Origin of the sequence: Streptomyces sp. NBC_00247 (assembly GCF_036188265.1) — a bacterium.
Taxonomy (GTDB): domain Bacteria; phylum Actinomycetota; class Actinomycetes; order Streptomycetales; family Streptomycetaceae; genus Streptomyces.
Window position 1 is genome coordinate 2,937,974 of record NZ_CP108093.1, and the last position, 26,513, is coordinate 2,964,486.

23 protein-coding genes are annotated in these 26,513 nt (G+C 73.5%); 7 read left to right on the plus strand and 16 right to left on the minus strand.

Annotated elements, in window-relative coordinates; all coding sequences use genetic code 11:
- Position 1: 1 nt before the first annotated feature.
- Positions 2–865 (minus strand): helix-turn-helix domain-containing protein, encoded by an 864-nt coding sequence (locus tag OHT52_RS12390; RefSeq protein WP_328720201.1) that lies wholly within the window; start codon positions 863–865, stop codon positions 2–4.
- A 340-nt stretch (positions 866–1,205) separates the two neighbouring features.
- Here OHT52_RS12390 and OHT52_RS12395 point away from each other — a divergent pair, with 340 nt between their 5' ends.
- Entirely contained in the window at positions 1,206–1,742 is a 537-nt protein-coding gene (locus tag OHT52_RS12395; protein WP_328720202.1) for an ATP-binding protein, read from the plus strand.
- 307 nt (positions 1,743–2,049) lie between these two features.
- Here OHT52_RS12395 and OHT52_RS12400 read toward each other — a convergent pair whose 3' ends face one another.
- The 4 genes from OHT52_RS12400 to OHT52_RS12415 form a co-directional block, all read right to left on the minus strand.
- The gene (locus tag OHT52_RS12400; RefSeq protein WP_266707328.1) at positions 2,050–2,292 is read right to left on the minus strand and encodes a DUF397 domain-containing protein; all 243 of its coding nucleotides are present in this window, start codon (positions 2,290–2,292) and stop codon (positions 2,050–2,052) included.
- A gap of 303 nt (positions 2,293–2,595) precedes the next feature.
- The gene (locus OHT52_RS12405; protein ID WP_328720203.1) at positions 2,596–4,773 is read right to left on the minus strand and encodes an FUSC family protein; all 2,178 of its coding nucleotides are present in this window, start codon (positions 4,771–4,773) and stop codon (positions 2,596–2,598) included.
- 101 nt (positions 4,774–4,874) lie between these two features.
- Entirely contained in the window at positions 4,875–5,372 is a 498-nt protein-coding gene (locus OHT52_RS12410; RefSeq protein ID WP_328720204.1) for a GNAT family N-acetyltransferase, read from the minus strand.
- Between the two features lie 204 nt (positions 5,373–5,576).
- Positions 5,577–6,218 (minus strand): MBL fold metallo-hydrolase, encoded by a 642-nt coding sequence (locus OHT52_RS12415; RefSeq protein WP_328720205.1) that lies wholly within the window; start codon positions 6,216–6,218, stop codon positions 5,577–5,579.
- Positions 6,219–6,364: 146 nt separating this feature from the next.
- Between OHT52_RS12415 and OHT52_RS12420 the strand changes: the two genes are divergently transcribed.
- Positions 6,365–6,814 (plus strand): MarR family winged helix-turn-helix transcriptional regulator, encoded by a 450-nt coding sequence (locus OHT52_RS12420; protein WP_328720206.1) that lies wholly within the window; start codon positions 6,365–6,367, stop codon positions 6,812–6,814.
- 15 nt (positions 6,815–6,829) lie between these two features.
- Here OHT52_RS12420 and OHT52_RS12425 read toward each other — a convergent pair whose 3' ends face one another.
- The gene (locus OHT52_RS12425) at positions 6,830–8,026 is read right to left on the minus strand and encodes a DUF2786 domain-containing protein (RefSeq protein WP_328720207.1); all 1,197 of its coding nucleotides are present in this window, start codon (positions 8,024–8,026) and stop codon (positions 6,830–6,832) included.
- Between the two features lie 87 nt (positions 8,027–8,113).
- Positions 8,114–9,040 carry an NADP-dependent oxidoreductase gene (locus OHT52_RS12430; protein WP_328720208.1) on the minus strand — a complete coding sequence of 309 codons (927 nt, stop codon included), beginning with the start codon at positions 9,038–9,040 and terminating at the stop codon, positions 8,114–8,116.
- Between the two features lie 197 nt (positions 9,041–9,237).
- On the opposite strand from OHT52_RS12430, the gene OHT52_RS12435 reads away from it, so the two are divergent.
- Positions 9,238–10,953, plus strand: coding sequence for a bifunctional 3'-5' exonuclease/DNA polymerase (locus OHT52_RS12435; protein ID WP_328720209.1), 1,716 nt, complete (start codon positions 9,238–9,240; stop codon positions 10,951–10,953).
- Between the two features lie 49 nt (positions 10,954–11,002).
- Here OHT52_RS12435 and OHT52_RS12440 read toward each other — a convergent pair whose 3' ends face one another.
- Positions 11,003–12,346 (minus strand): hypothetical protein, encoded by a 1,344-nt coding sequence (locus tag OHT52_RS12440; RefSeq protein WP_328720210.1) that lies wholly within the window; start codon positions 12,344–12,346, stop codon positions 11,003–11,005.
- Positions 12,347–12,497: 151 nt separating this feature from the next.
- Positions 12,498–13,010 (minus strand): SigE family RNA polymerase sigma factor, encoded by a 513-nt coding sequence (locus tag OHT52_RS12445; protein WP_328720211.1) that lies wholly within the window; start codon positions 13,008–13,010, stop codon positions 12,498–12,500.
- Positions 13,011–13,198: 188 nt separating this feature from the next.
- Here OHT52_RS12445 and OHT52_RS12450 point away from each other — a divergent pair, with 188 nt between their 5' ends.
- A complete protein-coding gene (locus OHT52_RS12450; RefSeq protein ID WP_328720212.1) occupies positions 13,199–13,879 on the plus strand; it encodes a phosphotransferase in 681 nt (226 codons plus the stop codon).
- 61 nt (positions 13,880–13,940) lie between these two features.
- Here the strand turns inward: OHT52_RS12450 and OHT52_RS12455 are convergent, their stop codons facing one another.
- Positions 13,941–16,478 (minus strand): FtsX-like permease family protein, encoded by a 2,538-nt coding sequence (locus tag OHT52_RS12455; protein ID WP_328720213.1) that lies wholly within the window; start codon positions 16,476–16,478, stop codon positions 13,941–13,943.
- On the minus strand, positions 16,472–17,278 hold the full coding sequence (locus OHT52_RS12460) for an ABC transporter ATP-binding protein (RefSeq protein ID WP_328720214.1): 807 nt from the start codon (positions 17,276–17,278) through the stop codon (positions 16,472–16,474). Before OHT52_RS12460 ends, OHT52_RS12455 begins: the two co-directional genes overlap by 7 nt.
- A gap of 190 nt (positions 17,279–17,468) precedes the next feature.
- Between OHT52_RS12460 and OHT52_RS12465 the strand changes: the two genes are divergently transcribed.
- Both OHT52_RS12465 and OHT52_RS12470 read left to right on the plus strand, forming a co-directional pair.
- Positions 17,469–18,755 (plus strand): sensor histidine kinase, encoded by a 1,287-nt coding sequence (locus OHT52_RS12465; protein WP_328720215.1) that lies wholly within the window; start codon positions 17,469–17,471, stop codon positions 18,753–18,755.
- Between the two features lie 25 nt (positions 18,756–18,780).
- Positions 18,781–19,422: a response regulator transcription factor gene (locus OHT52_RS12470; RefSeq protein WP_328720216.1), complete on the plus strand. Its 642-nt coding sequence runs from the start codon at positions 18,781–18,783 to the stop codon at positions 19,420–19,422.
- Here the strand turns inward: OHT52_RS12470 and OHT52_RS12475 are convergent.
- Positions 19,407–21,050 carry an MFS transporter gene (locus tag OHT52_RS12475; RefSeq protein ID WP_328720217.1) on the minus strand — a complete coding sequence of 548 codons (1,644 nt, stop codon included), beginning with the start codon at positions 21,048–21,050 and terminating at the stop codon, positions 19,407–19,409. The two genes, OHT52_RS12470 and OHT52_RS12475, sit on opposite strands and share 16 nt — an antisense overlap.
- 201 nt (positions 21,051–21,251) lie before the next feature.
- On the opposite strand from OHT52_RS12475, the gene OHT52_RS12480 reads away from it, so the two are divergent.
- Positions 21,252–22,247, plus strand: a complete 996-nt coding sequence (locus OHT52_RS12480; RefSeq protein ID WP_328720218.1) for an Lrp/AsnC family transcriptional regulator — start codon at positions 21,252–21,254, stop codon at positions 22,245–22,247.
- 82 nt (positions 22,248–22,329) lie between these two features.
- Here OHT52_RS12480 and OHT52_RS12485 read toward each other — a convergent pair whose 3' ends face one another.
- The 4 genes from OHT52_RS12485 to OHT52_RS12500 all read right to left on the minus strand — a co-directional run bounded on the left by OHT52_RS12485 (position 22,330) and on the right by OHT52_RS12500 (position 26,504).
- The gene (locus OHT52_RS12485) at positions 22,330–24,165 is read right to left on the minus strand and encodes a CotH kinase family protein (RefSeq protein WP_328720219.1); all 1,836 of its coding nucleotides are present in this window, start codon (positions 24,163–24,165) and stop codon (positions 22,330–22,332) included.
- Positions 24,165–24,842, minus strand: coding sequence for a DUF4956 domain-containing protein (locus OHT52_RS12490; protein ID WP_328720220.1), 678 nt, complete (start codon positions 24,840–24,842; stop codon positions 24,165–24,167). Before OHT52_RS12490 ends, OHT52_RS12485 begins: the two co-directional genes overlap by 1 nt.
- Positions 24,839–25,702 carry a polyphosphate polymerase domain-containing protein gene (locus tag OHT52_RS12495; RefSeq protein WP_328723712.1) on the minus strand — a complete coding sequence of 288 codons (864 nt, stop codon included), beginning with the start codon at positions 25,700–25,702 and terminating at the stop codon, positions 24,839–24,841. Before OHT52_RS12495 ends, OHT52_RS12490 begins: the two co-directional genes overlap by 4 nt.
- 334 nt (positions 25,703–26,036) lie before the next feature.
- Positions 26,037–26,504: a hypothetical protein gene (locus OHT52_RS12500; RefSeq protein WP_328720221.1), complete on the minus strand. Its 468-nt coding sequence runs from the start codon at positions 26,502–26,504 to the stop codon at positions 26,037–26,039.
- Between the last annotated feature and the right edge of the window lie 9 nt (positions 26,505–26,513).

Below are 26,513 nucleotides of genomic sequence, written 5' to 3' on the forward strand. Positions count from 1 at the left end.
ATCAGGCCTGTTGAAGCAGTCTGTGGAGGAGATCCCGGGTCTCGCCCTCCCCGGGACTGTCGGCACGCAGCCGGACCATGGCCTTTTCGTACTGCTGGACGTCTTCGGCCTTGTCGAGATAGAGCGCGCTGGTGAGCTGCTCCAGAAAGATGATGTCCGACAGATCCGATTCGGGGAAACGCAGCATGGTGAACGCGCCGCTTTCCCCCGCGTGTCCGCCGAAACTGAAAGGCATCACCTGGAGGGAGATGTTGGGGTGCTCCGACATCTCCAGCAGATGCCGCAATTGGGAGCGCATCACTTCGGGTGAGCCGTAAGGCCGGTGCAGGGCGGCCTCGTCGAGCACCGCGTGGAAGTCCGGCGCGCGTTCCGAGACGAGCACCTTCTGCCGCTCCAGCCGCAGCGCGACCCGGCGGTCGATCTCCGCCTCGGGAGCGCCGCGCATGCCCCGCGAGACGACGGCGTGCGCATAGGCCTCGGTCTGCAACAGGCCGTGCACGAACTGCACTTCATAGATACGGATGAGGGATGCCGCCCCCTCCAGACCGATGTACGTCTGGAACCAGCCGGGCAGCACGTCACCGTAACTGTGCCACCAGCCCGCCACGTTGGCCTCGCGCGCCAGACCGAGCAGCGACTCGCGCTCCGCCTCGTCCGCGACTCCGTAGAGCGTGAGCAGATCCTCGATGTCCCTGGCCTTGAAGCTCACCCGTCCCAACTCCATGCGGCTGATCTTCGATTCGGAGGCCCGGATGGAGTAGCCGGCCGCCTCACGCGTGATTCCGCGAGACTCGCGCAGCCTTCTGAGCTGAGAGCCCAGCAGGATGCGGCGCACCACGGATCCACTCGACTCGCCTGCCGACACTGGACGACCCTCCCCATAGCTTCCCGGGCAACGAGGCCCCCCGAACCCCGAGAACCGGATTCTGCCACCAAAACGCTCCGGGCCGTACTCATTCGATTACAGAGAGGGGAAGACTTGCCGGAGTCATGGAAAACTGCTGCACGGAAGAAATGCTCCGGAACCACCACGGTACCGGGCAGGTCCGGCGCGTGCACGTGCATCTGCCCTTGCATCTGCTCCAAGCATTCGGAAGCATGGGCCTTGCGCACCTGCGTGATCGTTCGTGTTGTGCCGCTGTGTCCCCGCAGTACCGCTCACAGGCAGTGCCGCTCGCAGCCGCGAAATCCCGGGAGCACCTCGCATGAGGACTGATGGATCGACGACGCTCGAACCGTTACGGCGTGGCCTGCCCCCCACGGATCACGCGGCGGTCACCGCGTCGGCGTCCATCACCCTCCCGGCGCGATACGAAGCGGTCGGCTCCGCGCGGCACTTCACCCGCGCCACCCTCTGCCAGTGGCAACTGGAGCGCTGTTTCGACGACGTGGCCCTGGTCGTCTCCGAGTTGGTGACCAACGCTCTGCGTCACGCGCTGCCGTCCGATGTCGCCCGCGACCCGAACGTCCCGCCGGTACGCCTCCAGTTGGCGCGCTGCTCCACCCGTCTGGTGTGCGCGGTGCGCGACCCCAGCCGGGAGAGTCCGATGGCGGGCGAGGCGGAGGACTCGGCCGAGTCGGGCCGGGGGCTGTTCCTGGTGGAGTCCTTCAGCGACAGCTGGGGCTGGCACCCCGCCCCGGCGCCCGGGGCGGGGTGCCGGCCGAAGGCCCCGCAAGGGAAGGTCGTCTGGGCGGCGTTCCTGCTGACGAAGGCCGACGAGCCGGCGGACGACTCCCGCTGAGACCCGGCCGTCCGGCGGGGCCGTGTGCGCGGAAGCCCGCACAGTGACACGCACACGCACCGGAACATCTCCGCGTACGAGAGGGCCGGACGCGGGGTACAGGGGCCGGAGCGCGAGGGAGAGTCGCGCTCCGGCCCTCGCCACGTCCCGCCGACCGCGCCTCGGGCCCGTCCCGGCGCCGGCGCCCGCCACACCGCCCGGCCGTGCCGGTTGCGGCGCGCCCACGACCACCCGTGTCCGTCCCGGCGCGCCCACGACCGCCGGCGCCCCGCGCCGTGCCGCCGTACGCGGTACCGCTCCGTGACGCTCAGGCGCCGGTCGCCAGATGGTCGAACTCCCCGTCCTTGACGCCCAGCAGGAGAGCCTCGATCTCCGCCGGGGTGTAGACGAGCGCCGGGCCGTCCGGGTGGCGGGAGTTGCGCATGGCCACATTCCCCCCGGGCAGTTTCGCGAACTCCACACAAGATCCTTGGGAGTTGCTGTGCCTGCTCTTCTGCCAGACGACTCCGTGAAGCCCTGTGGCCGCCATGCCGTTGTACACGTCGTGCACAGAAAGCTCCCCGAGTTGCAAGGTGCAAGTGTCAACCATCTGTCAACCAACCTGGATCATAGCGGTAATTCACATGCCAATGCATGGGCAAATGCACGTGCACGCGGGGTGGTCCTTTGATTACAGCGATTACCGCAGACGTGAAGAGGCCACGAAATGGCACGCACCCCGGCAGGAAGATCCTCCCGGGACGCCGCGGCCCACGTATCCCCGTCCCGCCTCCCCGACCCGGCGCGACCTCCGCCGCAGGCCCGGACGGCCGGCCCCGACCGACGCGGCACCGGTCACCCCCTCACATGCTTTTCACCGGGATTCCGGTTCCGCCTCGTCCACTTCTTCCCCGTGCTCGGCCGGCCCCGCTCTGCGACTACTGGGCACGGCCCCCCGGTCGTCCAGCGCGAACGACAATTCCACCAGCGCGTCGAGCAGAAGCGCGGCTCCCCGGCGCACGACGGGGTCGGGCACGGGTTCGCCCGGTTCGGGTTCCTCGTCGTAGGGCGCTTCGAGAAAGTCCCAGTACGCCACCGACTCGGCGACCGGTCCCCATTCCGGGACCCGCCGTTCGCGTACCGCCTTCGCCCCCTTTTCGGTGGCACCGCGCAGGGCGTCGGCGAGTTCCGCGGCGCCGCGCACGGGGGTCGCCGCGCGGTCCGGCAGGTGGGCCTCCAGCAGCATGGCGGCCCGGCCGAGTTGAGACAGCGCGTGCTGGGCGTCGGTGGCGGCCGACCGGGAGATGCCCCGGTGCCGCACCGGCTCGTACTGGGCCTTCTTCAGGGTCTCCGTCCACTCGACGCGGGCCTCGCGGGAGGCGATGAGCGCGGACCGCACGTCGTCGTTGCTGCGGGCCGCCGGGTCGGCGTACTGGTCGATGACCGTGGCGGCGTACCGGCCGACCGCGATCAGCCACCCGGCGAGCCGGTTGCGCAGCCGAGGGGTCTCCCAGGCCGGGTAGACGGCGTACGAGACCATGGCCAGCAGTCCGCCGACGAGGGTCAGCACGATGCGTTCGGGGACCGTCTGGGACCAGTCGGTGCCCGCCATGCCGAGCAGGAAGACGACGTACGCCGAGATGCAGACCTGGCCGACCGCGTACCCGGTGCGCATCAGCAGGTACATCAGCCAGGCGCAGCAGACGGCGAGCGCGGCCGAGAGTTCCGGGCCGGGGTCGGCGACCTGCACGACGACGGTCGCGAACGTCACGCCGACGATGGTGCCGCCGAAGCGGGCCACCGAGCGGGCGTAGGTCTGCGAGAAGTCCGGCCGCATCACCATGACCGCGGCCATCGGCGCCCAGTAGCCGTGTCCGAAGGGCAGCGCCTCGCCGATGAAGTAGCCGATCGTGGCGACCGCGGTGACCCGGATCGCGTGCCGCAGGATCGCCGACCCGCGGTGGAACTCGCCCCTCATCCGGCCGATCACGACCGGGACGAGCTTGATCAGGCCGGGGCGGCGGCGGTGCGGGGTCTCGGCGTCGGCTTCCGAGCCGTGCCGGGTTCCGGCACCCTCGGCGATCTCCACGACGTCGTGGAGGAGGGCGATCAGCCGGTCGGCGGCGCGCCGGGGCGGGCCGCTGGTGAGCCCGCCGGTCTCCGGCGCCTCCAGCGCCTCCAGCGCCGGTCCGCCGAGCCGGACCGGATCGCCGTGCCGGATCGCGCGGGCCGCCGCGTCGAGCACCGAGCCGGCCGCGCCGAGCAGCTCGCGGGCGCGGTCGCGCTGCGGCCCTTCCTCGGGCACCCCCATGGCGGGGTCGGCCAGCGAGGCCAGCACGGGGCGGATGCGTTCGGCGACGCTCCGGGCGCCGTGCAGTTCGGCCGGGCGGTGACGGGCCTCGCGGGCGGAGACCGCCGCCGCGTCGCGGGCCGTCATCAGCGCCTCCGCGTCGAAGGGCGCGATCGGGTCGTAGCGCAGCCGTCGGGCGTAGTCGGCTTCGGCGGCCAGCGCGTCGGCGAGTGCGTCGCGCTGGGCCCCCCACCGGCGTACCGGGAAGAGCACGATCAGGGAGGCCTGCACCAGGCCGCCGACGATGATCATCCCGGCGTGTGCGGCGGCGTCCAGGACGGAGGTGGGCAGGGTGATGGTGACGAGCATGATCGCCACGTTGGAGGAGGCGATGATGCCGCCGGTGGGGCCCGCCGCCCAGCAGAGTCCGGCGACGAACGTCCAGACGACGAGCACGGCGAGGAAGACCGGGTGGTACGGACCGGCGACGTAGCCGATGAAGGTCGAGATGCTCAGGCTGACGCCGGAGACCAGAGCGAGCACGGGGCGGGGGCGCCAGCTGCGCTGGAAGGTGGCGATGGCCGCCTGGAACGCGCCGAACGCGGAACTGGCCGCGATGACCGGCCCGAACACGAAGAGCGCGGTCTCGACCACCAGCGCCAGGCCGATGGCTCCGCGCAACGCGACGAGCGGCTCCAGCCGGGTCCGCTCGATCGTGAACCCCGAGCGGGCGGTCTCCTTCAGCGCCCGGAGCCAACTCATGGGGCGAGCGTAGCCCCGATGCCGGGCAAATCCGACCTTTGGTTCACCCGTCCGGACCGGGTCGTTCCGGCGCCGCGCGCCCCGTCACGGGGCGCGCTTCCTCACGAGGTGCCGGGGAGGGCGAGCCACTCCGTCCAGGAGATGTCGCGGCCCAGGTGGCGGGCGTGCCGGAAAGGCCAGGCGGCGGCGATCCACCGCGGCACGAACGCGTCGAGGGCCTTCTCCACGTCACCGCCGGCCAACTCGTCCACCACCCACCAGGAGATCTCGCCGTCCGCACCGGTGCGCTCCGGAGGGTCGACGTAGACGCAGCCGAGGAGCACCGTCTCCGCCTCGTCCAGCAGGGCGTAGTTGAAGGACCGGTGCGCGGCGATCTCCTCCTCGTGCCGCCGCAGATCGGCGCGGTCCCCCTCGTACGTCATCGACTCGGCGGGCCACCCCCAGGCAGGGCCGAAGATCTCCCACAGGCGCTCCCGGGAGCCCATCACCGCGGGATAGTCGATCGCGGTGTCCGCCTCCCGGATCGGGCGCAGGTGGACGGTGGTGCCGGGTACGGGCACGTGGACGGGGTGGACGAAGTCGTCGGGCAGCCAGGTCATGGGGCCGGACGGTAACAACCCTCCGGCGCGGGCGCCTCGGGTTTTCGGTACGGACCGTCGGACCGCGTCCGGGAGCGCGGTCTCACGGGGCACGGGCCGTCCGGGAGCGCGGTCTCACGGGGCACGGGCTGACCGGGGGCCCGTGCTCACGGGGCACGGGGTTCGCGAGGCGCGGGCCCAGGCCGACGCGGCCGGCCCACGGGCTCAGAGCCGGACGGTGGTGCCGGGCTCCAGCCGTTCGATCGCGACGCCGGTCAGCCCCTGCTCGCCGAGGAACCGCGCCGTGGAGATCTGCCCGAGTTCGCTGAGCATGAGTTCGTGGATCTGGATGACCCGCTCGGGCCCGACGGCACGGACGTAGTCGGCGGCTTCGCCGAGTCTGGTCCACGGACCGCTGGTCGGGAGCAGGAGGGTGCGCACCGGGGCGTCGGGTACGGAGTAGGAGTCGCCGGGGTGGTGGACGGCGCCGTCGACGAGGTAGCCGACGTTGTCGGGACACGGGATGTCGGCGTGGATCGGCGCGTGCCTGCGCCCGTGGACGGTGACGGCGAGAGGGCCGACGGTGAAGGAATCACCCGCGGCGACGGCGCGGACCCGGCCGCCGTGGCCGCCCAGGGCGTCCGCGACGGCGGCCGTGCCGTAGACCCGCAGGCCGGGGCGCGCTTCGAGAGCGGCGGCGACGAGCTCCCCGTCGAAGTGGTCGAAGTGGTCGTGCGTGATCAGGACGGCATGGGCGAGGCCGACGGCCTCCGCCGCGTCCGGGGTGAAGGTGCCGGGGTCGATGACGACGCGGGTGCCCTCCTTCTCCAGCGTGACGCAGGCGTGGGCGTGCTTGGTGAGCTGCACGGCGGGTCCTTCCGACGAACAATAACTACAACCAAACTGTACACCTTGGTTGTACACAACAGGATGCGTCCGCGGCACGTACCGGCCGACTGGGCCGCCCGCCGCGGCGGGCGGCCCGGTCGGCCGGTACGGGTAGATTCGGTCCCATGGACGACGCCCGACTGGCCGAGGAACTCCGTCTGACCATCGGACAACTGGTCCGCGCGGTGCGCACCGCCGACACCATGCCGCCCGGCGAGGCCTCCGTACTCGGCTACCTGGACCGCGGCGGCCCGATGACCGCCGCCGACATCGCGTCGAGACGGGGCGTCAGCCACCAGTCGGCCACCAAAACGGTCAAGGAGCTCGTGGGCCAGGGCTACGTACGGGCCGAGCCGCACCCCCTCGACGGGCGCAAACTCCTGCTCCGTCTCACGGCCGCCGGAAGCGACCGGCTCGCGCAGGAGCGCGGCAGGCGCGCGGAGGGGCTCGGCGGCGCGATCGACGAGGTGCTCGGTCCCGGCGAGCGGGAGACCCTCGCGGCCGCGCTGCCCCTGCTGGCACGCCTGACCACACACCTGCGGGACACGCCCCGGGCACGCAAGCCGGGCCGCTGAGGGCCGTCCCTGACGCTACGGGTTGATCCCCCGGCCCTCGCGTCCCCCCACCCGGGCGCGGTCGGCGGCCTCGGTGCCGTGGGTCCAGCCGTCCGGATCGGTGGCGCCGCGCACCCGGGTGGTCGTGGTACGGGGGAACATCCGCTCCGCCGCGCCGGAGACCGCCACGTCGCGGGCGGCCAGCACGGGCAGCAGCGCGTCGTCGCCCGGCCCGTCCGTACCGCCGCCGTCCGCGCCCGCCGCTGCCGCGCCGGCCTCGGCGGTCACCCGCGCGGTGTCGGCGGCGAGCCGGCTGCCGAGCCGCTGGGCGTACCCCATCAGGAAGGACTGCCGGAACGTCTTGGTCCGCTTCCGGCCGCCGGCCCGCTGCCCCGCTTCGGCGCGCGCCATCGCGGAGGTGCCCTGCACCAGCAGCGAGGTGAAGAGGAGTTCCACCGCCTCCAGGTCGGGCTCGAAGCCGACGACCGTGGTGAAGCCGAGGTCGCTGTTCCACACGGCCCGGCAGCGGTTCGCCGAGGCGACCGCGTCGAGCAGGATCGCCTTGGCCGTCTCGTACGGGGCGTCGACCCCGATCCGGCAGGCGCCGGGCCGGTCCCCGCTGTGGGTACGGGCGGCGAGCAGCGCCTCGTCGATGCTGTGCCGGGCCATCAGCTCCTGCGCCTTGGTGGTGAGCGCCTCGGCCTCCTCCGGGAAGTCCGTCCCCTCCGCCTTCGCCAGCAGGGCGCGGATGCGGGTCAGCATCCGGGGTTCGCCGTGCGCGGGCGGCGGAAGGTGCGAGCCGCCGGCCGTTGCCTCGCCGGGCGGCGGCCCGACCGCCTCCACGGCGGGGAGCCGCAGCAGCAGCCGGTACAGCTCCAGCAGCGCGGAGGCGTAGGAGAAACGGTCGGGCCGGTTACGGGGCACGGGCGGCGGCAGCTCGGCGAGCTGGCCCGACCAGCGCGGCGGGAGCGTCGCGTACCCGGCGGTCTCGGCGGCGATCAGGGTCGCGGCGAGGGCCGCCCGCTCCTCGTCCAGCTCCCGGCGCACGAACCGTACGACGTCGGCGGGCTGCCAGCCCCGGGCCCACGCGCGGCGGAGGAACTCCTCGCCGCGCCGGTGCGCCTCGTCGTCCGCGCCCGGGGCGGCGGCGAGCAGCGACGCACCGGTGTCCAGACCGGCGTCGCCCTCCGCGTAGAGGGCCGCCGCGCACGCCTGGTCGATCACCGGTTCCATGGGTTCAGGGTAGAGGCGGGCGCGCCCTCGCCCCCTCCCGCGCCCCCTCCCTCGCCCCCTCCCTCGCCCCCTCCCGCGCCCTCCCTGTCACCCCTCCTGCGGCGGGAGCAGCACCAGCTTTCCGCGGACGTGCCCGGCCTCGCTGACCCGGTGCGCCTCGGCGGCCCGGGCCAGCGGATACGTGTGGTCGACCGGGATGCGCAGCTCGCCGAGGACGGCCCGCCGGGCGTTGGCGGCGAGGCGTGCGGCGGAGGGGCCGCCGCCCCCGGCGGAGAAGGCGACCCCGAGCGCGGGGGCGTCCGCGTCGGCGATGGTGATCACCCGGTCCGTCGTACCGCCGCGCAGCTCGATGGAGTCCGGCAGCGCGCCCCGGCCCGCCGCGTCGAAGACCGCGTCCACACCCTGTGGAGCCAGCGCGCGGACCCGCTCGACCAGCCCGGGGCCGTACTCCACCGGCGTCGCGCCCAGCACCCGGAGGTAGTCGTGGTTGGCGGGGGACGCCGTGCCGATGACGGTCGCGCCCCGGGCCGTCGCGAGCTGCACGGCGGCCGAGCCGACCGCACCGGCCGCGCCGTGCAGCAGCAGCGTCTCCCCGGCGTCCAACGCCAGTTCGTCGAGCACCCGGGAGGCGGTCTCGGTGGCCACCGGCAGCGCGGCGGCCGTCTCCCAGTCCAGGTCGGCCGGCTTGCGGGTGATCTTCTCCGGGACGGCCAGCACCTCGGTGGCGTACGAGCCGGTCTCGCTGTAACCGAGCACCTCGTCGCCGGGGGCGAAGTCGGTGACGCCCTCGCCGACCTCCTCGACCACGCCCGCGAACTCGCTGCCGGGCGTCGCGGGGAACGCGGTGGGGGCCGCCTGTCGCATCCACCCCTTGCGGATCTTGTAGTCGAGCGGGTTGACCCCGGCGGCACGGACCCGGGCCCGGAGCCTGCCCGGCGCCACCCGCGGGGCGTCCACCTCCGTCATCCGCAGCACCTCGGGGCCGCCGAACTCCTCGAACACGATCGCCTTCATCCCTGCTCCTGCTCCCCGCACCGCGGTCCGCTCGCCGTCGCCCCCGGTGCCGATCCTCGCGGCAGGCGCCCGGAGCCGCCCCCCGGGAGGCGCCGCCCGGGGGCCGCCGCCGAGGCCGTGTCCGAACGGTGTGCGTGGGGACGGCGGCCCAGGGGCGTTCCCCGGCGATGTCAGTGCCCGGTGCCAGACTCGGGGCCATGACGGAACGGTGGGCCCTGGCCGCGGCGGAGGGCGGCGGCGCGCTGCTCGTTCCGCTGGAGCGGGACGGGAGCCCGGCCGGTCCGGTGCTCCGGGAACCCGACCTCGCCGAGGCGGTCCGCGCGCGCCCCCGGGTGGTGCGCTGGGTGTGGCGGTCCACCACCGAGATCTACCCCCGGCTGCTCGCCGCCGGGGTCCGCGTCGAGCGGTGCTACGACATCGAGTCCGCCGAGCTGCTCCTCCTCGGCCACGCGGGGCGGCTCGGCGAACCGCGTTCCGCCGCGGCGGCCCTGGCCCGGCTCCACAACGCCCCCGTACCCGCCGATCCGCCGCCCCGCAGCGCCGACCCGGGAGCGCAGTCCCCGCTCTTCGAGCAGTCGGCCGGCACGCAGGTGCCGTTCGAGGGCCTGCTCGACGTCTACGCCGACCAGCTGCGCCGCCACCGGGAGGCGGAGCACCCGGACCGGATGCTGCTGCTCACCGGCACCGAGTCCGCCGGGATGCTGGTCGCCGCCGAGATGAACCGGGCCGGAATGCCCTGGCGGGCCGATGTGCACCGGGAGCTGCTGAACGAGCTGCTCGGCGAGCGGTACGCGGGCGGTGGCGAGCCCCGCCGGCTCGCCGAGCTGGCGGACCGGGTCTCGGCGGCGTTCGGGCGGCGGGTGCGGCCCGATCTGCCCGCGGACGTCATCAAGGCGTTCGCCGGGGCCGGGATCAAGGTGACCTCCACCCGGCGCTGGCACCTGGAGGGGATCGACCACCCGGCGGTGGAGCCGCTGATCGCGTACAAGAAGCTCTACCGCATCTGGACCGCGCACGGCTGGGGCTGGCTCCAGGACTGGGTGCGCGAGGGCCGCTTCCGCCCCGAGTACACGCCGGGCGGCTCGGTCAGCGGACGGTGGACGACCAACGGCGGCGGGGCGCTCCAGATCCCCAAGGTGATCCGCCGGGCGGTCGTCGCGGACGAGGGCTGGCGGCTCGTCGTCGCCGACGCCGACCAGATGGAGCCCCGGGTCCTCGCCGCGATCTCCCGCGACCCCGGACTGATGGAGGTCGCGGGACACGAGGGCGACCTCTACGCCGCGCTCTCCGACCGCGCCTTCCGGGGCGACCGGGACCAGGCGAAGGTCGCCCTGCTCGGCGCGGTCTACGGCCAGACCTCCGGCGACGGCCTCAAGAACCTCGCCGCGCTGCGCCGCCGCTTCCCGCTGGCCGTCGGGTACGTCGACGACGCGGCGAAGGCGGGCGAGGAGGGGCGTCTCGTACGGACCTGGCTCGGGCGGACCAGCCCGCCCGAGCCAGGTCCGGGGGACGACGGCGAGGCGGGGCTGCCGCAGGAGGGCGGCGCCGACGAGGAGGACGGCTCCGGGGAAGGCCGCCGGGGGTACGGCTTCACCCCCGGGTACGCCTCCTCCGACGCGCGGGCCCGTGGCCGCTTCACCCGTAACTTCGTGGTGCAGGGCAGCGCCGCCGACTGGGCGCTGCTGCTCCTCGCGGGGCTGCGCCGCACGCTCGCCGAGGAGGGACTCCGGGGGGAGCTGGTGTTCTTCCAGCACGACGAGGTGATCGTGCACTGTCCGGCCGAGGAGTCGGAGCGGGTGGTGCGGGCGATCCGCGAGGCCGGTGAGCTGGCCGGACGGATCGCCTTCGGCAAGACTCCGGTGCGGTTCCCGTTCACCACGGCGGTGGTGGAGCGGTACTCGGACGCGAAGTGAGAGTCCCGCCCGCCCGGGGCACGGGCGGGCGGGACTCTCACCACACGGTCTACTTCACCTGGAGCTCGCGCCACTGCGGGGAGGTGACCAGCGCCTTGAGCTCGTCGACGGAGAGCGCGGGATCGGACCGGGTGGCAACCCCGTCCTGCCGATCCGCGTTGAAGGCCATGACCGCGACCCGCATGCCGTCGGGGTACATGAGGTCGACCGTCCACTGGACGATGCCCTGCCCGCCCTTCTCGCCCGGCGTCTGCCGGACCGCGAGCAGCCCCCCGTCCGGCAGGGTCTCGGCGCTGCCGTACAGATCGCCCGCCACGTCCCGCATGTCGCGCTGGACGTTGATCCCGACGAGGGACTGCCCCTGGCCGTCGTCCACGACCAGCTCGGCGTACTCGCTGCCGTCCTCGTGCTCCTGCCGGACCACCGTGACATCGTCCGGGAGCAGTCCGAGGAAGGTGGGCATCAGCGTGGAGTAGTCGAGTTCGGGGGCGCGGCTGGGGGTGGGCGTCGGGGCGGGGGTCGCCGATCCGCCCTGGCCGTTCTTCTCCCGCTGCGCGACGATCACCCCCATGCGCTGGATCAGCCCCGTCCACTTCCCGGACTGTCCGAGGAGGTCGAGCTGTCGTCGGTCGAGCACCGGGGTGGAACGGGCCGGGTCGGCCGGGTCGTCGAGCAGACCGCTGTAGGCGCGTACGTCGAGGGTCACCCCGCCCACCGCCAGGGTGCGGATGCGGTTCCCGACCAGGTCCGGGACTGCCGGGTCCGCGGTGGCCGGTGCCGTGGCGGTCGGGCACTCGCCGCCGGGCCGGCGCTTCCCGGAGGCGTCGGTGAGGCCGGGGCCGCCGACGGCGTCGAAGGCCAGTGCCACTCCGGCCGGCACGTCCCTCAGGTCACCCGGCGCGGTCCGGCAGGCCGCGGCCTGGCCGCCGCCCCGTGCGTAACTCGGCGTCGGGTAGAGGGCGGCGGTGACCGTGGCGGCCCCCTCACCGTCGTCGTACACGACGGAGGCCGACGCCACCGCGCCGTCCTCGGTCTCCCCCGTACCGACGCCGGAACCCTCGGACACCTTCCCCGCGGGCAGCAGCGCGGCCAGCGTCTCGACCATCTCCGTGCCGGAGATCCCTGTGCCGGCGGCGGCCGGGGACACGGAGCGCGTACCCGACGCCAGATCAGCGCCGGGTCCGGAGCCCCCGACCAGACCGGTCGCCAGACCACCGCCGAGGGCGACGAGAGCGAGCGCGAGCGCGCCCCCGGTGACGGCGGCGGTCCTGCGCCGCCGCACCCCGCGCCGCCCGGCCTCGACCGAGCCGTCGAGCAGCGCGGTCCGGTCGCGGAGCTCGAAGGACTCGCCGGTGCGGCGGAGCTCATCACTCAGGTCGTCTTCAAAGGGCATGGCAGAGACACCACTTCTCGTTCGGTGGAGGCGGAGGGCGGAGCGGAGTACGCGCGGGTGGGGGACGAGTCCGGGTGCGCGCGGCGCGGCCACGGGCGCGGGTTCGGCGTTCGGCGGGCGGTGCGGGCGGACGGCTCAGTGGGTGGACGGCTCAGTGGGTGGCGAACTCGGTGAGGCTGCCGCCCAGCAGGGTGCGCAGCCGGGCCAACGCCCTTACGCACCGCGTCCGTACGGCTGCCGGACTCGTCCGGAGGATCTCGGCGGTCTGGTCGACGCTGCGGTCCTCCCAGTACCTCAGCACCACCACCGCCCGGTCCTTCGGGGGGAGCCGGTCGAGGGCGTCGAGCAGCGTCATCCGCAGGGCCGGGTCCTCCCCCGCGAGGTCGGGGACCGTGTCGGGCAGTTCCGCGAGCGGGCGTTCCCCGGCGGAGCGGCGCCTGCGGTGCGTGAGGAAGGTGCGGACGAGCACGGTCTGGGCGTACGCGGCGGGGTTGTCGATCCGGTGCACGCGGCCCCACAGCGTGTACATCCGGCCGAGGGTCTCCTGGACGAGGTCCTCGGCGAGGTGCACGTCACCGCCGGTCAACAGCGCGGCCGATCGGTACAGGTGGCCCGCGCAACTCGCGGCGAACTCCCTGAAGTCCTCGACCCGTGACTTCCTCATGCGTTCCCCCGTCTCCCACGGCCGGACCGGCCGCGCGCCCCGCACTCCTTCGACGCGATGGGCCGGGAGAAATGTTTCACGCGAACGCCCACTGATTTTCCCGGGGTTGTGCGACGCGGGACGGGCTGCCGGAACCGGGTCCGCCCCGGCGCTCCCCAACCCCCTTGAGCGCGGGTAGGTTCGGCGCCATGGACACTGGTCAGCTACTGGGCTCGGGGCGCAGCGCCGACGTGTACGCACTCGACGACTCCTGGGTGCTGCGCCGCTACCGCGACGATGCCGACACCACCCCTGAACTGGTGGTGATGTCCTACCTCTCGGCGTTCGGCTTCCCGGTACCGCGCATCGGGCCGGCACCCCAGGGGGCGGGCCCCGGGGACCTCGTGATGCAGCGGCTGACCGGTCCCACCATGGCCGAGGCGCTCACGGCCGGCTCTCTGGACGCCCGCCGGGGCGGCGAGATGATCGCCGGGCTGTTGCGGGAGCTGCACGCGCTGCCGCCGCGCCTCTCCCTCGATCCGGAGGTCCGCATCCTCCACCTCGACCTGCACCCCGAGAACGTGATGCTCACCGGGCACGGGCCGGTGGTGATCGACTGGAGCAACACCACCGAGGGCTCGCCCGGGATGGACCGCGCCATGTCGGCCCTGATCCTGGCGCAGGTCTCCCTCACCCCGGGCTTCCCGGCCGCCGAGGGCGTGGGCATCCTGCTCACCGCCCTGATGAACGCCATGGCGGGCGACGGTGCGATCGCCGAGGCGGACCTTGCCGGAGCCGTCGCGCTGCGCTCCTCGGACCCGTACCTCTCCCCCGCCGAACACGCCGTGCTGGGCGAGGCCGCGGCGCTGGTGGACGCGCACGGGAGGTGACGCGCGCAGGGGCCGGCGAGAGCACGCGCCCCGCCGCCCCCGCCTCCACACCCCCCGGCCGCTACTCCCGCGCGCCGACCGCCTCCACCGGGCGGACCCGGAGCGCCCGCGCGGCCGGAAGCACGGCGGCCACCACGGCGATCACCGCGGCGGCGGCGAGCACCGCGCCGATCGCCGCCCAGGGCACCACGACGCCCGTGTGCACGCCGAGCAGCGCCAGCGCACCCCCTACGGCGCCCAGGTCGATCGCCGCGACGGCGATGCCGAGCAGAGCTCCCACGCCGACCACCACCAGTGCCTCGACGGCGACGATCCTCAGCACCTGGCCGGTTGTCGCACCCGCCAGCCGCAGGACGGCGAAGTCGCGGGCCCGGTCCGAGGTCGCCATCACCAGGGTGTTGACCAGGGCGATCCCCGTGCAGAGCAGGGCGATGCCCAGCACCGTCAGCAGCCCGAGCCGGGTGGTCTCCCGGGTACGGGGGTGGTACGCGGCGACCCGGGCGCGCGCGGTCGTCACCTCGGTCCCGGTGGCCCGGCCTGCCTCGCGGAGCGCGGCGGCGACCGCCTTACGGTCGGCGCCCGGCGCCACCGTGATGTCGAGGCGGTCCACCGGGGCGCCCGAGGCGTTCCGGGCGCTGAGCAGGACACCGTGGTCCCCGGTGCCGGTGCGCAGGACGGCCGCGATGCGCAGGGACGCCGCGCGGCCGTCGCCCAGCCGGACCCCGACCCGCTCGCCCACCTCCGTGGTGAGCCACTCCTCGGTGACCACGATGCTGTCGTCGTCGAGATCCGCGAGGGAGCCCGAGGCGACCGGCAGGGCCGACACCTCCGCGAAGGCCCGCGGGTCCACGGCCGCCGCCTCGTAGGAGACGAGGGCGACGCCCTCTTCGAGGACGGTGACCCCGGTGGAGCGGGAGGCGCTGACCACCGCGCCCGGAACCCGCCGGGCCCCTTCCACGAACTCCGTCGGAAGGGGCCGCCGTCCGTCCTTCGAGGTGACGACGAACTCGGCGGAGGTACGGGTCAGCGCCTCGGTCTCCTTGGCTCCGGCGAGGGTCCCGGTCGCCCCCAGGAGGACGGTGGTCAGGGCCACCGTGATGAGGACGGGCGTAGCGACGGCGGCGGTCCTGCGAGTGGCCGCCGAGGCGCTCTCCCGGGCCAACAGGCCTGTGGCACCCGGAAGGCGGGCGGGCAGCGAGGTCAGCAGCCGGACGGCCGGGGGCACCAGCACCGGCGCGAGGAGCGCGCATCCGGCGATGAGCACCATCGGCTGCGTGAGGTAGGTCTTGCGCTTGAGGAGCCCGCCGGGGTCGGAGACCAGAGCCATCACGATCAGCCCGATTCCGGTGCCCACCACCAGAGTCGCCAGTATCCAGCGCAGTCGCGGCATGGCTCCGTCGTCGACGGCCGCCTCGCGCAGTGCCTGGGTAGGGGCGGTCCGTCCGGCGCGGTGGGCGGACACGGCCGATCCGGCCACCGCCACGGTCAGCCCGGTCCAGAAGGCGACGTGCAGCGGCCAGGTACGGTCGCCGATCGCGAACCAGGCGGGGGCGATCCCCCGGTCCACCATCCGGGCGACGAGGCGGGGGGCTCCCGCCCTGCCCCACCAGCATCCGGCGGCGGAGGCCAGGAGGCCGACCAGGACGGCCTCGGCGTACACGGTCCGGCGGATCTGTCCGGGGGTGGCGCCCGCCGTGCGCAACAGCCCGAACTCCCTCCGGCGCTGCGCCACCGCGAAGGAGAAGGTGGACGCCACCACGGCGGCCGAAACGAAGGCGGTGATGCCCGCGGCGGTACCGAGCAGCGCGTTGACGGAGGCGAGCGCCTCCCGGTCGCGGTCGGGGTCCGGGTCGGCGCGGCGCCGGTCGCCGCCGGTGAGGACCGACACCCGCGGCTCCCCGGCCTTCGCCCCGGCCTCGGCCGCCTCCACCTCGGCGGCGACGGCCCGCGGGTCCGCGTGGACGACCAGGGCGTCGACCGCCGGGGAGATCCGTGCGGCCTCGGCGTCGGTGAAGAACAGCGCCGTCTCGAACCCGGTCGCGGCGACGGTACCGACCACCGTCACGCTCCGGCCGGCACCGCCGGGGCCCGTGGCGCCCGGGAAGAGCAACCGCATCCGGTCGCCCGGGTGCACGGAGGAGCCGGGGCCGGTGGCGGCCACGATCTCGCCGGGCGCCTTGGGGGCGCGCCCCGCGGTCGGCCGGTACGGGGTCGCGGCGGCGATGGACCACGGGTGGCCGACGACCTCGGCGTCCGCGTACGGGCCGCCGCCGGACGGGAACTCCACCGGGAACGTCCGGTCCTCGACGGCGGGCCCGAGGGCGGACAGCCGGGTGACGAGTGCGGGCGGTACGGGCCGGGGCCGGGCGAGCGGGCTCGTCCGTACGCCGATGGGGGTGGCGACCCGGAGCGTGTCCGCACCCTTGACCACCACGGGGGCGGCCGCGAACCGCTCCGGCACGCGTTCCGGCGCGTCGAGCGTGGCGGCGAGGGCGAGGCCGGTGGCGGCCACGAGGCCCACGCCGAGGGCGAGGGCGACGAAGGAGCCGGCGAAGGTGATCCAGCGGGCCCGCAGCCCGGCGAGTACGCGCGTCAGCACGACGGCACCGCCGCCCCCCGCGCGGCCTTCCCGTACGTCGATCTCTCGCGCGCCGGCTTCTCCGCCGCCGCGCTCCCGGTCAGCCGCGTCATGCGTGCGGCGACCCGCTCGGCGTCGGGGGCGTCGAGTTCGTCGCGCACCCGGCCGTCCGCGAGGAGCACCACCCGGTCCGCGCAGGCCCCGGCGACGGGGTCGTGCGTGACCATCACCACCGTCCGGCCGCCGTCCACCAGGGAGCGCAGCAGGGCGAGGACCTCCCGGGCCGTCGTGGAGTCGAGGGCTCCGGTGGGTTCGTCGCCGAAGAGGACCTCGGGGCGGGTGATCAGAGCGCGGGCCAGTGCCACGCGCTGCTGCTGACCGCCGGAGAGTTCGCCGGGCCGGTGGCCGGCGCGGCCCCCGAGCCCCACCCGGTCCAGGGCGTCGAGCACGTCGGCGCGCCGGGGCCTCCCCCCGGCCAGCCGCAGCGGGAGGGCCACGTTCTGCGCGGCGGTGAGCGCGGGCAGCAGGTTGAAGGACTGGAAGACGAACCCGATCCGGCGCCTCCGCAGCAGGGTGAGGCGCCGCTCGCCGAGGGTGGTCAGCTCGGTGCCGCCGAGGAACACCCGCCCCGAGGTCGGTCGGTCGAGGCCGGCCGCGCAGTGCAGGAGGGTGGACTTGCCGGAACCGGAGGGGCCCATGATCGCGGTGAAGGTCCCCGGCGCGACGGTCAGGTCGACCCGGTCGAGGACGGTGACGAGGCTGCTGCCGCGGCCGTGCGACCGGGTCACGGAACGGAGCTGAACCGCTGGCTGTTGACTCATGCCGCCAGTCAACCCAGCTCGCGCGCGCGGCACATCGGAGCGGATTGCCGTCCTCATGGTGGAGCTGTCTCCACCGTGGACCCGCCACCGACCGGCAAGGGACCCGCCCTGCCCCTGCCGTCACGGCCACGGCCACGGCCACGGCCACGGCGGATCGCACCGCGTGGGCCGGGCCGCCTACCGTTCCCCCATGCATCCCGCCCTCCTCGCGCAAGCACTGCGGCAGCGCCGGTACGTACTCGGCGTGTGGCCCTGGCGCGCCGTGCTCTACCTGCTCACCGGCGTGCCGCTCGGCGCCGCCGTGCTGGTGACGCTGACCCTGCTGGCCGTCGCGGGCGGCGTACTCTCCGTGGTGCTGGTGGGGCTGCCGCTCCTGCTGGTCCTGGCCCTCGCGGGGATACCGCTGGCCGCCCTGGAGCGGTACCGGCTGCGGCTGGTCCACCCCGGCCCGCTGCCTTCCGCACACCGCCCGCCGGACGAGCCGGGACTCTCCTCCTGGCTCCGGACGCGACTCCAGGAGCGTTCGACCTGGCGGGAGTTGGCGTACGCGCTCTTCCTCGGGCTGCTGTTGTGGCCGGTGGAGGCGCTGGCGGTCGCCTGTGTGCTCCTGATCCCGGCGGGGCTGGTCGCGGTCCTCCCCCAGATGATCGCGGGCGGTACGGGCGGGGCGAGGCTGCTGAAGCTGTGGACCGTGGAGTCCTGGCCCGCGGCCTGGGCACTGCTGGTGGCCGGACTGCTCCTGCTGCCTCCGCTCGCCTACCCCCTGGGGGCGCTCGCGGCCGGCCGGGCCGCCCTGACACGGCGCCTCCTTTGTCCGCCGGACAGTGGACTCGCCGAACGGGTGGACGAGTTGGACCGTTCCCGGATGCGGCTGGTGCACGCCTTCGAGGCGGAGCGCCGCAGGATCGAGCGCGATCTCCACGACGGCGCCCAACAGCGCCTGGTCGCCCTCTCCATGACCCTGGGCCTGGCCGGACTGGAGCGCCCCGCCGAACCGGTCGCCGGGCTGCTCGCCAAGGCGCGCGTCCAGGCCGACGAGGCGCTGACCGAGATCCGGGAGCTGATCCGGGGCATCCATCCGCAGGTCCTCACCGACCGGGGGCTGGGTGCGGCGGTGGAGGACGTGGCCGACCGCTCGGTCGTCCCGGTGGACGTGACGCTGGACGTACCGGACCGGCTGCCGGAGGCCGTCGAGACCGCCGCGTACTTCGCTGTCTGCGAGGCCCTCACCAACGCGGCCAGACACAGCGGGGCGTCCAGGGTGACGGTGAACGGGCAGTGCCGGGACGGCGAGCTGTCCGTGGAGGTGCGGGACGACGGCACGGGTGGCGCGGACATCGACGCCGGTACGGGCCTCCAGGGGGTCGCCGACCGTCTCTCGGTCGTCGACGGCCTGCTGCTAGTCTCCAGTCCGCCCGGCGGGCCCACGGTGTTCCGCCTGCGCGTCCCGTGTCCGCCCGTACGACCCAGGAGTTGAGCCGTTGCGCACCGAGGGCGGGGGCTTGCGCGTGGTACTGGCCGAGGACGGCGTACTGCTGCGCGAGGGACTGGTCGGGGTACTCACCCGGTTCGGACACGAGGTGGTGGCCGCCGTCGGAACCGCCGGGGAACTGGCCGCCGCCGTGGAGTCGTACCGCCCGGACATCGTGGTGACCGACGTCCGGATGCCGCCCGGTTTCACCGACGAGGGCCTGCGGGCGGCCGTCGAACTGCGCACCGGTCAGCCGGACTTGCCGGTCCTGGTCCTCAGCCAGTACGTCCAGCGCTCCTACGCGGAGGATTTGCTGGACTCGGCCGACGGCACGGCCGTCGGCTATCTGCTCAAGGAACGGATCGGCCACGTCGAGGAGTTCGCGGCGGCGGTGGCCCGGGTCGCCGCCGGGGACACGGTGGTCGATCCCGAGGTGGTCCGCCAGCTCATCCGGCACCGCCGCGATCCGCTCGCCCGGCTCACCCCGCGCGAGCAGGAGGTCCTCGCGCTGATGGCGGAAGGCAGGTCCAACGCCTCGATCGCCGACGCCCTCACCGTCAACGAGGGTACGGTCAGCAAGCACTTCGGCTCGATCCTGACCAAGCTCGACCTCTCCCTCTCCGAGGAGACGAACCGCCGCGTGCTGGCCGTACTGGCCTACCTGCGCGGCTGATCCGGCACGGGGGCGACCGCGCCCCTGCGGGAGGCGGAGGTCATGGCGGCAGCCGCGAGTGCCGTCGCCGCGAGGATCAGCCCGGCGGTGAGCAGGGCCGCCCGTGCGGCGGCGCCCGCTGAGCCCGTACCCGTGAGCGCGTGAGCAGCGCCGCCTCCGCCACCCGCACCGGCGAGGTAGACACCGCCGACGACCGCGACGCCGAGGGTGCCGCCGAGCTGCTGGACGGCGTTGAGGAGTCCGGCGGCGGAGCCGGTCTCCTGCGGACCGACGCCGCTGAGCGCCACGGCGAAGAACGGAGTCGTGAACAGCCCGGTGCCCACGCCCGCGACGAGGAGCGCGGCCGGCAGGTACACCGGGTACGCGCCCGGGCCGCTCGCCCCGTACGCGAGGCAGGCTGCCAGGAGACCGGCGGCGAGGACCGCGACACCGGTGTGCAGGACGCGGGTGGACCCGTACCGGGGGACGAGCCGGTCGCCCGCCGCCCAGGAGCCGGCGGCAAGCCCCGTCGACCACGGCAGCAGCGTCAGTCCGGCGGCGAGGGGCCCCCGGCCGAGGCCCAGTTCGAGGTGGAGCACCACCACGGTCATGACGGCGTTCATCACGGCGAAGAACAGCGTCGACGTGGCGAGCGCCGCGGGGAACGCCCGCCCCCGCAGCAACGCCGGCGCGATCAGCGGGGCCCGGCCCCGGCGGGCGGTACGCCGCTGCTGGAGGACGAACCCCACGAGTACGGCGGCACCCGCTCCCGCAGTCGCCCAGGCCCGCGGGCCCGGGGCGCCCGATCCGCCGGCCAGCGGGCACACCACCAGGGCGATGCCGACCGTCGCGAGCAGGGTCCCGGCCAGGTCCAGGCCGGGTGGTGGAAGCGGCACCGGTCGCCCGGAGGACGGGTCCGGCGGCGTCTGGTGCGTGCGTGCCAGTCGTCGCCGGGCAGGCGGGACTTCCACCACGCGATCCGGCTGCGGGAGGACGGGAGCACGGTCCTCCCGCAGCCGGGGCGCGATCGCCAGCACGGCGGCGGCGAGCGGGAGGTTGACGAGGAAGACCGCGCGCCAGGACGAACCGAGCACGTCGGCATGGGTCAGCACCCCGCCGAGCACCGGCCCGAGCACGGCGGACAGGCCCATGACCGGGCCGATCGCCCCGAGCGCCCGGGGCAGCTCCTCACCGTCGAACATCGCCCGGATCAGCCCGAAGGTCTGCGGGACGATCAGCGCGGCGGCGACTCCCTGGAGCGCCCGCAGCCCGATCAGCGCCGCCGGCCCCGGAGCGCACGCGCAGGCCGCCGAGGTGACGGCGAAGGCGACCACGCCGATACGGAAGACCCGCCGCCGCCCGGCCCTGTCCCCCAGCCACGCACCGGTCAGCAGTGCCAGCGCGAACGTGAGGGTGTACGCGGCGCTGAACCACGGAATGGTGGCCGCCGCCCCGCCGAGATCGACGTGCACGACCGGCCCCGCCACCTGGACGATCGTCGCGTCAAGAAGGTTCATGGCCTCGGCGACCAGCACCGCCACCAGCGCGGACCAGCGGCGCGGCCAGGGGGCGCCCGGTGCCGGGTCCGTCGTCGGGTCCTTCGCCGGGCCGGAGACGGCGGGCGTACTGCGGCGCGAGGTACGGGACACGGCGCTCCCCCTGCGGGACGATGGCTGTGGATGTGGCTGTGACGGAGACCGGCGGGCGGCAGGCGGCGGGCCGTGGCTGACGCCCGGTGGCCGATAGCCTGCGGCGGACGACAGCCACGGTCCCGCCGCGCCCCTGTCGGATTCCAGCCCGGAAGCCAAGATCGGTGATTACTTCCATCCGGCTCGGCTACTTTGACGAATATGCTCGTACTCGATGATCTGGACCGCGGCCTGGTCCACGCTCTGCACGTGAACGGGCGGGCGCCCTTCACACTCGTCGCGGAGGTCCTCGGCTGCTCCGTCCAGACCGTGGTCCGCCGCTACCGCCGGCTGCACGCGCAGGCGGGACTGCGGGTGGTCGCCCTCCCCGACCCGCGCAGCTCAGGCACTCACCAGTGGTTCGTACGGCTGACCGCCGCGACCCGTGCCGCGCACGACATCGCCCTCGCGCTCGCGCGCCGCCCCGACACCTCGTGGGTACGACTGGCCTCCGGCGGCACCGAGATCGTGGCGGTCATCCGCACCACCCCGGCGGGCCCGGACGCCCACGCGCTGCTGCTGCGCGACGTCCCGCGCACCGCCGGGATCACCTCGGTCTCCGCGCACTACCTGCTGCACACCTACCTCGGCGGCCCGTCCGCGTGGCGGGGCAGGGTCGACGCGCTGGACCCCGAGCAGCAGGCACGGCTGCGCGCCGAAGGCGTCTCGGGTGCGGGTACGGGCTCCGCCACCGGGGCGCCCGCCCATCTGCTGACCGACGCCGACCGGCTGCTCCTGGAGGCGCTGCGCGACGACGCGCGGGCCAGCTACGCCGACCTCGCCGGGGCGACCGGCTCGACCGCCTCGACAGTGACCCGCAGACTCGCCGAACTGCGGGCGCGCGGGGCGCTCTTCTTCGACGTCGACGTGGACCCGGCGCTGCTGGGCGCGACCGTCTCGGCGCTGCTCTGGATGCAGGTGGCGCCCGCGCACCTGGACGAGGTCGCCCACGCGCTCGCCGAGCACGAGGAGCTGGCGATGGTGGTGGCCACGACCGGGCCCACCAATCTCGTCGCCCAGGCGCTCTGCCGGGACACCGAGGAACTGCACCGCTATCTGACCCGCAAGGTCGCCTGGAGCACCATCGACCGGATCGAGACGGCACCGGTACTGCGGACCTACAAGGCGGCGGCGACCCTGCGCAGCGGCTGGGGGTGAGCGGGGGCCGGGCTTACCCGAACGGGTGGCAGCCCGCACCCGTGGTGGGGTACGGGCTGCCACCCGTGGACGGGCGTCCCGCTCAGCCGCCGGTGATCACCTCGTCCTTGGCCAGGCTCTCCGTGCGCGAAGCAAGCGTGGTCCGCAGGGACTTCGCGGTGGCCTCGACCCCGGAGGCGTCCGCGCCCGACTTCTTCGCGGCGGTGACGAGGGTGTCGAGGGTGGAGGTGCCGTACCCGGAGCCGTAGTACTGCTCGTAGAGCTTCTTGTACGCGGCGTGGTAGACGGCGTCGAAGGCGTCGGCCGCCAGGAACTTCTCCTTCAGAGCGTTCCCGCCCATGCCACCACCGCCGCCCACGCGTCCGCCTGCCGCCTGGCCGTCGGCGCCTTGGCCCTCGGCGCCCCGGGCGCCAGGGGGGCCGCCTTGGCCGCCGGAGGGGAAGCCGTCGGCGGGGGGTTCCCCACCTCCCGGGAACTGCCCCTCGGCCGAGGCGCCTTGGCCACCGGCCGCGTCCTGGGAGCCGGTTGCGCCCGGGGCACCGGTCGCGCCCTGGTCTCCGGTCGCGGCGCCGGGCATCGCACCACCGCCACCGCCGAAGCCGCCCATGCTGGTGCTGTCGTCGGGGCCACTGGTCGCGTCGCCGCTGAAGGTCAGGTTGAAGTCCCATCCGAGGACGGAGAACTTCTTGGTGCCCAGGTCGTACCAGAGCACGTAGTTGTTCCCCGGCCCCGCCATGTCGTCGAAGTTCAGGATCAGGTTCTGCGTCGCCACGTACTCGGCGAACGAATCGACGTCCACGTAACTGTCGAGGTCGGCGGCGAACTCCTCGTCCGACGCCTGATCCACCCACTTCAGCAGCCGCATCACCGGGGCGAGGTCCTGACTCCCCTTCTTGTTGAGCTGCTTGAAGGACGTCTCGTAGTCGGTCGGATCGTCACCGACGTAGTCGAAACTACCGCCCGCACGGGCCTTGTACGCCACCCCGTCACCCGTGACCTGCTGCTCCACGTAGTCCTTGCTCGGGTTCTCCACCATCAACCGGGTTGCCGCGGGGCGGTTGTTGACGGTGAGGTCCACGAACCCGAACTTCTCGGCGGGCTGTCCGGACTTCTCCATGAGGGAGAGCGAGAGGGCTTCGTTCAGCGGGAGTTGATCGCTCACGCCCGGACGCAGGGAGATCTCGCGGTTTCCCTGGTACGCGCGCCCCTCCACGTACTCGTCGATCTTCACGAGCCACGGGAGTTCTTCGGGCTTGTCGGCGGAGAGGGAGTACTGCGTCATCCCGCCACCGCCGCCACCACCCGCCCGCATCCCGCCGGCGGCCTGGCCGCCCTGGCCCTGGCCCTGCTGGCCCTGCTGGCCCTGCTGGCCCTGGCCCTGCTGGCCCTGGCCTTGTTCCTGCTGGTCCTGGCCCTGGCCCTGCGGGCCTCCCTGGCCGCCGAATCCGCCGAATCCTCCGGCCCCGTCAGGCCCTTTGGCCCCGCCGCCGGAGCCGCGCAGGCTCTGCAGCGTGGAGTTCCCCTTGAGGCGGATGCCGACGTCGTTGAGGTAGGTGCCGTCGATGGTGAGGTCGGCCTCGATGTAGTCCTTGGTGCCGTCCTTCTCGTACGCCTTCATCATCTTGTCGAAGTCGGTCTGGTCGTACTCGATCCGGAACGTGTGCGCGGCCGTCGTGTCGTACAGGCCGACCGTGCCCGGCAGGTTCTCGGTGATGAGGTCGGCGTCCTCGGCGGAGGCGCTGGTGACGAACGGGGTGACCCGGGCGTCCGAGAAGAAGACCAGCAGCACGGCGAGTCCCGCGCAGAGCAGGCCGACCGGCCTCCAGTGGTGGCGCACCGGCAGGGGTACGCGGTGCGCGAGCCGCTTGCGGGGCGGGGTGCGCCGCTCCTCGCCGGCGCTCCCCTCCACCTCCTCCATCACAGGTCCGTCTGGTCGTAACCGGTGAGCACCGTGACGCGCTGGCCCCGCGTGCGCTCCTGGAGCGCCGCGACCAACTCGCCGGGCTCATGGCCCTTCTTGATGCGGACGGTGTAGAACACCTCGGTCAGCGTGCCGCCCCGGATGGACTCGGTGCTCACCAGTTCGAACTCGTCGGTCAGGCGCAGCAGTACGTCCTGGATGCTCGGGGTGTGGTCCTCACCGGCGGGAAGCTGGACCTTCACGACCTGGCGCTGCACGTTGAGGGCGAACAGGTCGAAGCGGCTCATCAGGAAGATGATCAGCGCGATGACGACTCCGCCGACCGCCGCCAGGGTGTAGAAGCGCGCTCCGCACGCCATGCCGATCGCCATCACCAGGAAGACGAAGCCGACGTCCCGGGTCTCCTTGACCGCGTTGCGGAAGCGGACCACGGACAGGGCGCCGACGAGGGAGAACGCGCGCGCCAGGTTGGAGCCGACGACGAGCATGATCAGCGCGACGACCATGCCGACGATGACCAGCGTCTGGACGTACGACTGGCTGTACGAGACGTTCTTGTGCGTGGCCCGGTAGACGTAACCGATCACGGTGGAGAGCACGAAGGACAGGGTCATCGCCAGGACGATGTCCATGACGCTGAACGTGCCGCTCAGGTCCTGCAGGTCGAGATTCACGGGCGGAAAGCCTCCGTCAGGCGCCCCGGGGCGGGGAGTCGGGTGGGGGACACGGCGAACGGGGTTCCGTCGCCGGTGGTGGGGTGGGCCGGAGCCGGCGGGAGGTCTTCCTCCCGCACGTGGAACACCGAGCGGGGCGCGAGCCCGAACGCCTCGATGGACTGGACGTACTTGGACACCCGGATCAGGCTGAGGTCGCGGCGGGCCGCGAGGTCGGTGATCCAGTGCGGGGTGCGCTCGTTGACCTTGATCTCCATGACCGACATGTGCGGCGGGATCGTGAAGCGGTTCTCCGCACCGGCCGTGCCGAAGTGGAAGTCGCGGTCGCGCCCCCGGACGCGCCGGTCGAAGGTGACGCGCAGGCCGGTGTCCTGGTCGCGGCCGACGAGGGCCTCGCGCTGGTAGCCGGTGATGGCGGTGGGCTGGAGGTTGAGGCGTACGGCGAGTTCGAGGACCTCCTCGACGAAGGCGGCTTCCTTCGGCGAGTGCTCGATCATCTGCCGGTCGTCACACATCCGCCGGGCCGTCTCGTACGGCAGCGTGATGCGGCGCTTCTGGGTGACCCGGTTGACCCGCTGCTTGATCTCCACGCAGACCGGCGAGGCGTCGGTGATCCCGTCGAGGTCTCCGTAGTGCCGGATGCGGAGCTTGCGGCGGAACTTCAGGCCCTCGATCTTCTCCCAGTAGAAGCGGAGTTGAGGGGTGTCGTAGTAGAGGCTCCACACGCCGTAGCCGCCCACCGGACTGTGTGGGTCGCGGTCCATGCGTTCGCCCAGCTCGTCCCGGATCGAGGCCGCCCGGTCGACGGGGACCAGGTACTTGAGCTCGTACCGGTTGAAGGCGTGCAGCCGACTGGCCACCCGCAGGGCTTCCTCGCCCGCGGGCTGCGGCCCGGCACCGGAGTACGCGCCCGTCGCTCGGTCCGCGTCTGCCGCCGGCACTCCGGCCACCGCGTCGACGGTCCGTCCCGGCCCGGCGGCTTTCGTGCCGCGAACCTGTGGGCGCAGTCGCCCCAGCCAGCCAGTCATGGCTCCCCTTCGTGCCGTCCGTTCGTCTTCTTCCTCCACGTAAGGAATCGGCAAGAGATGAGGAACTTATGAAATCCTTATCTGAATGGCCTGAGTACACGACATGAACACAAGATGAACACGGAAGGCGCGTGGCTTACCGCGCCCGTTCCGTCTCCGGCCCCGGTCAGTCCCGTGCGTGGGCGGCCTGCGGGGGGCGGGTCCTGGGCCGGCCGCGCCGCCGGAGGCCGGCCCACAGGAACACCACGGTGAAGCAGGCCGCGAGGATCGCGGGAAGCAGGAACCACAGGGTCCCCAGCGTCACGAAGAACGCGGTCGCCGCGCTCGCACCCGCCGCCGCCACGCCGAGCCCGCCGAGCGCGCCCGGCAGGTCCTCGTACACCTCGGCGAACTGCTGCCGCACTTCCGCCTCCGCCAAGCGCTCCACGTCGCCCCGCGTCGAGGTGAACTCATGAGGCGGTCGGAGGGCGTTGAGGACGACCTCGGACCGCAGGCTCCATGAGCCCTCGTCCGACCCGGCGTAGGTGTCCTCCGCACGGTCCCGGCCCCGCTCCGGGCGTCCGACCCGGTCCCGGTCGAAGGCGTCGAAAGTCCGGTCGTCACGATCGTTCGTCCCCGGGTTCTGCTCGGACACATCGACCTC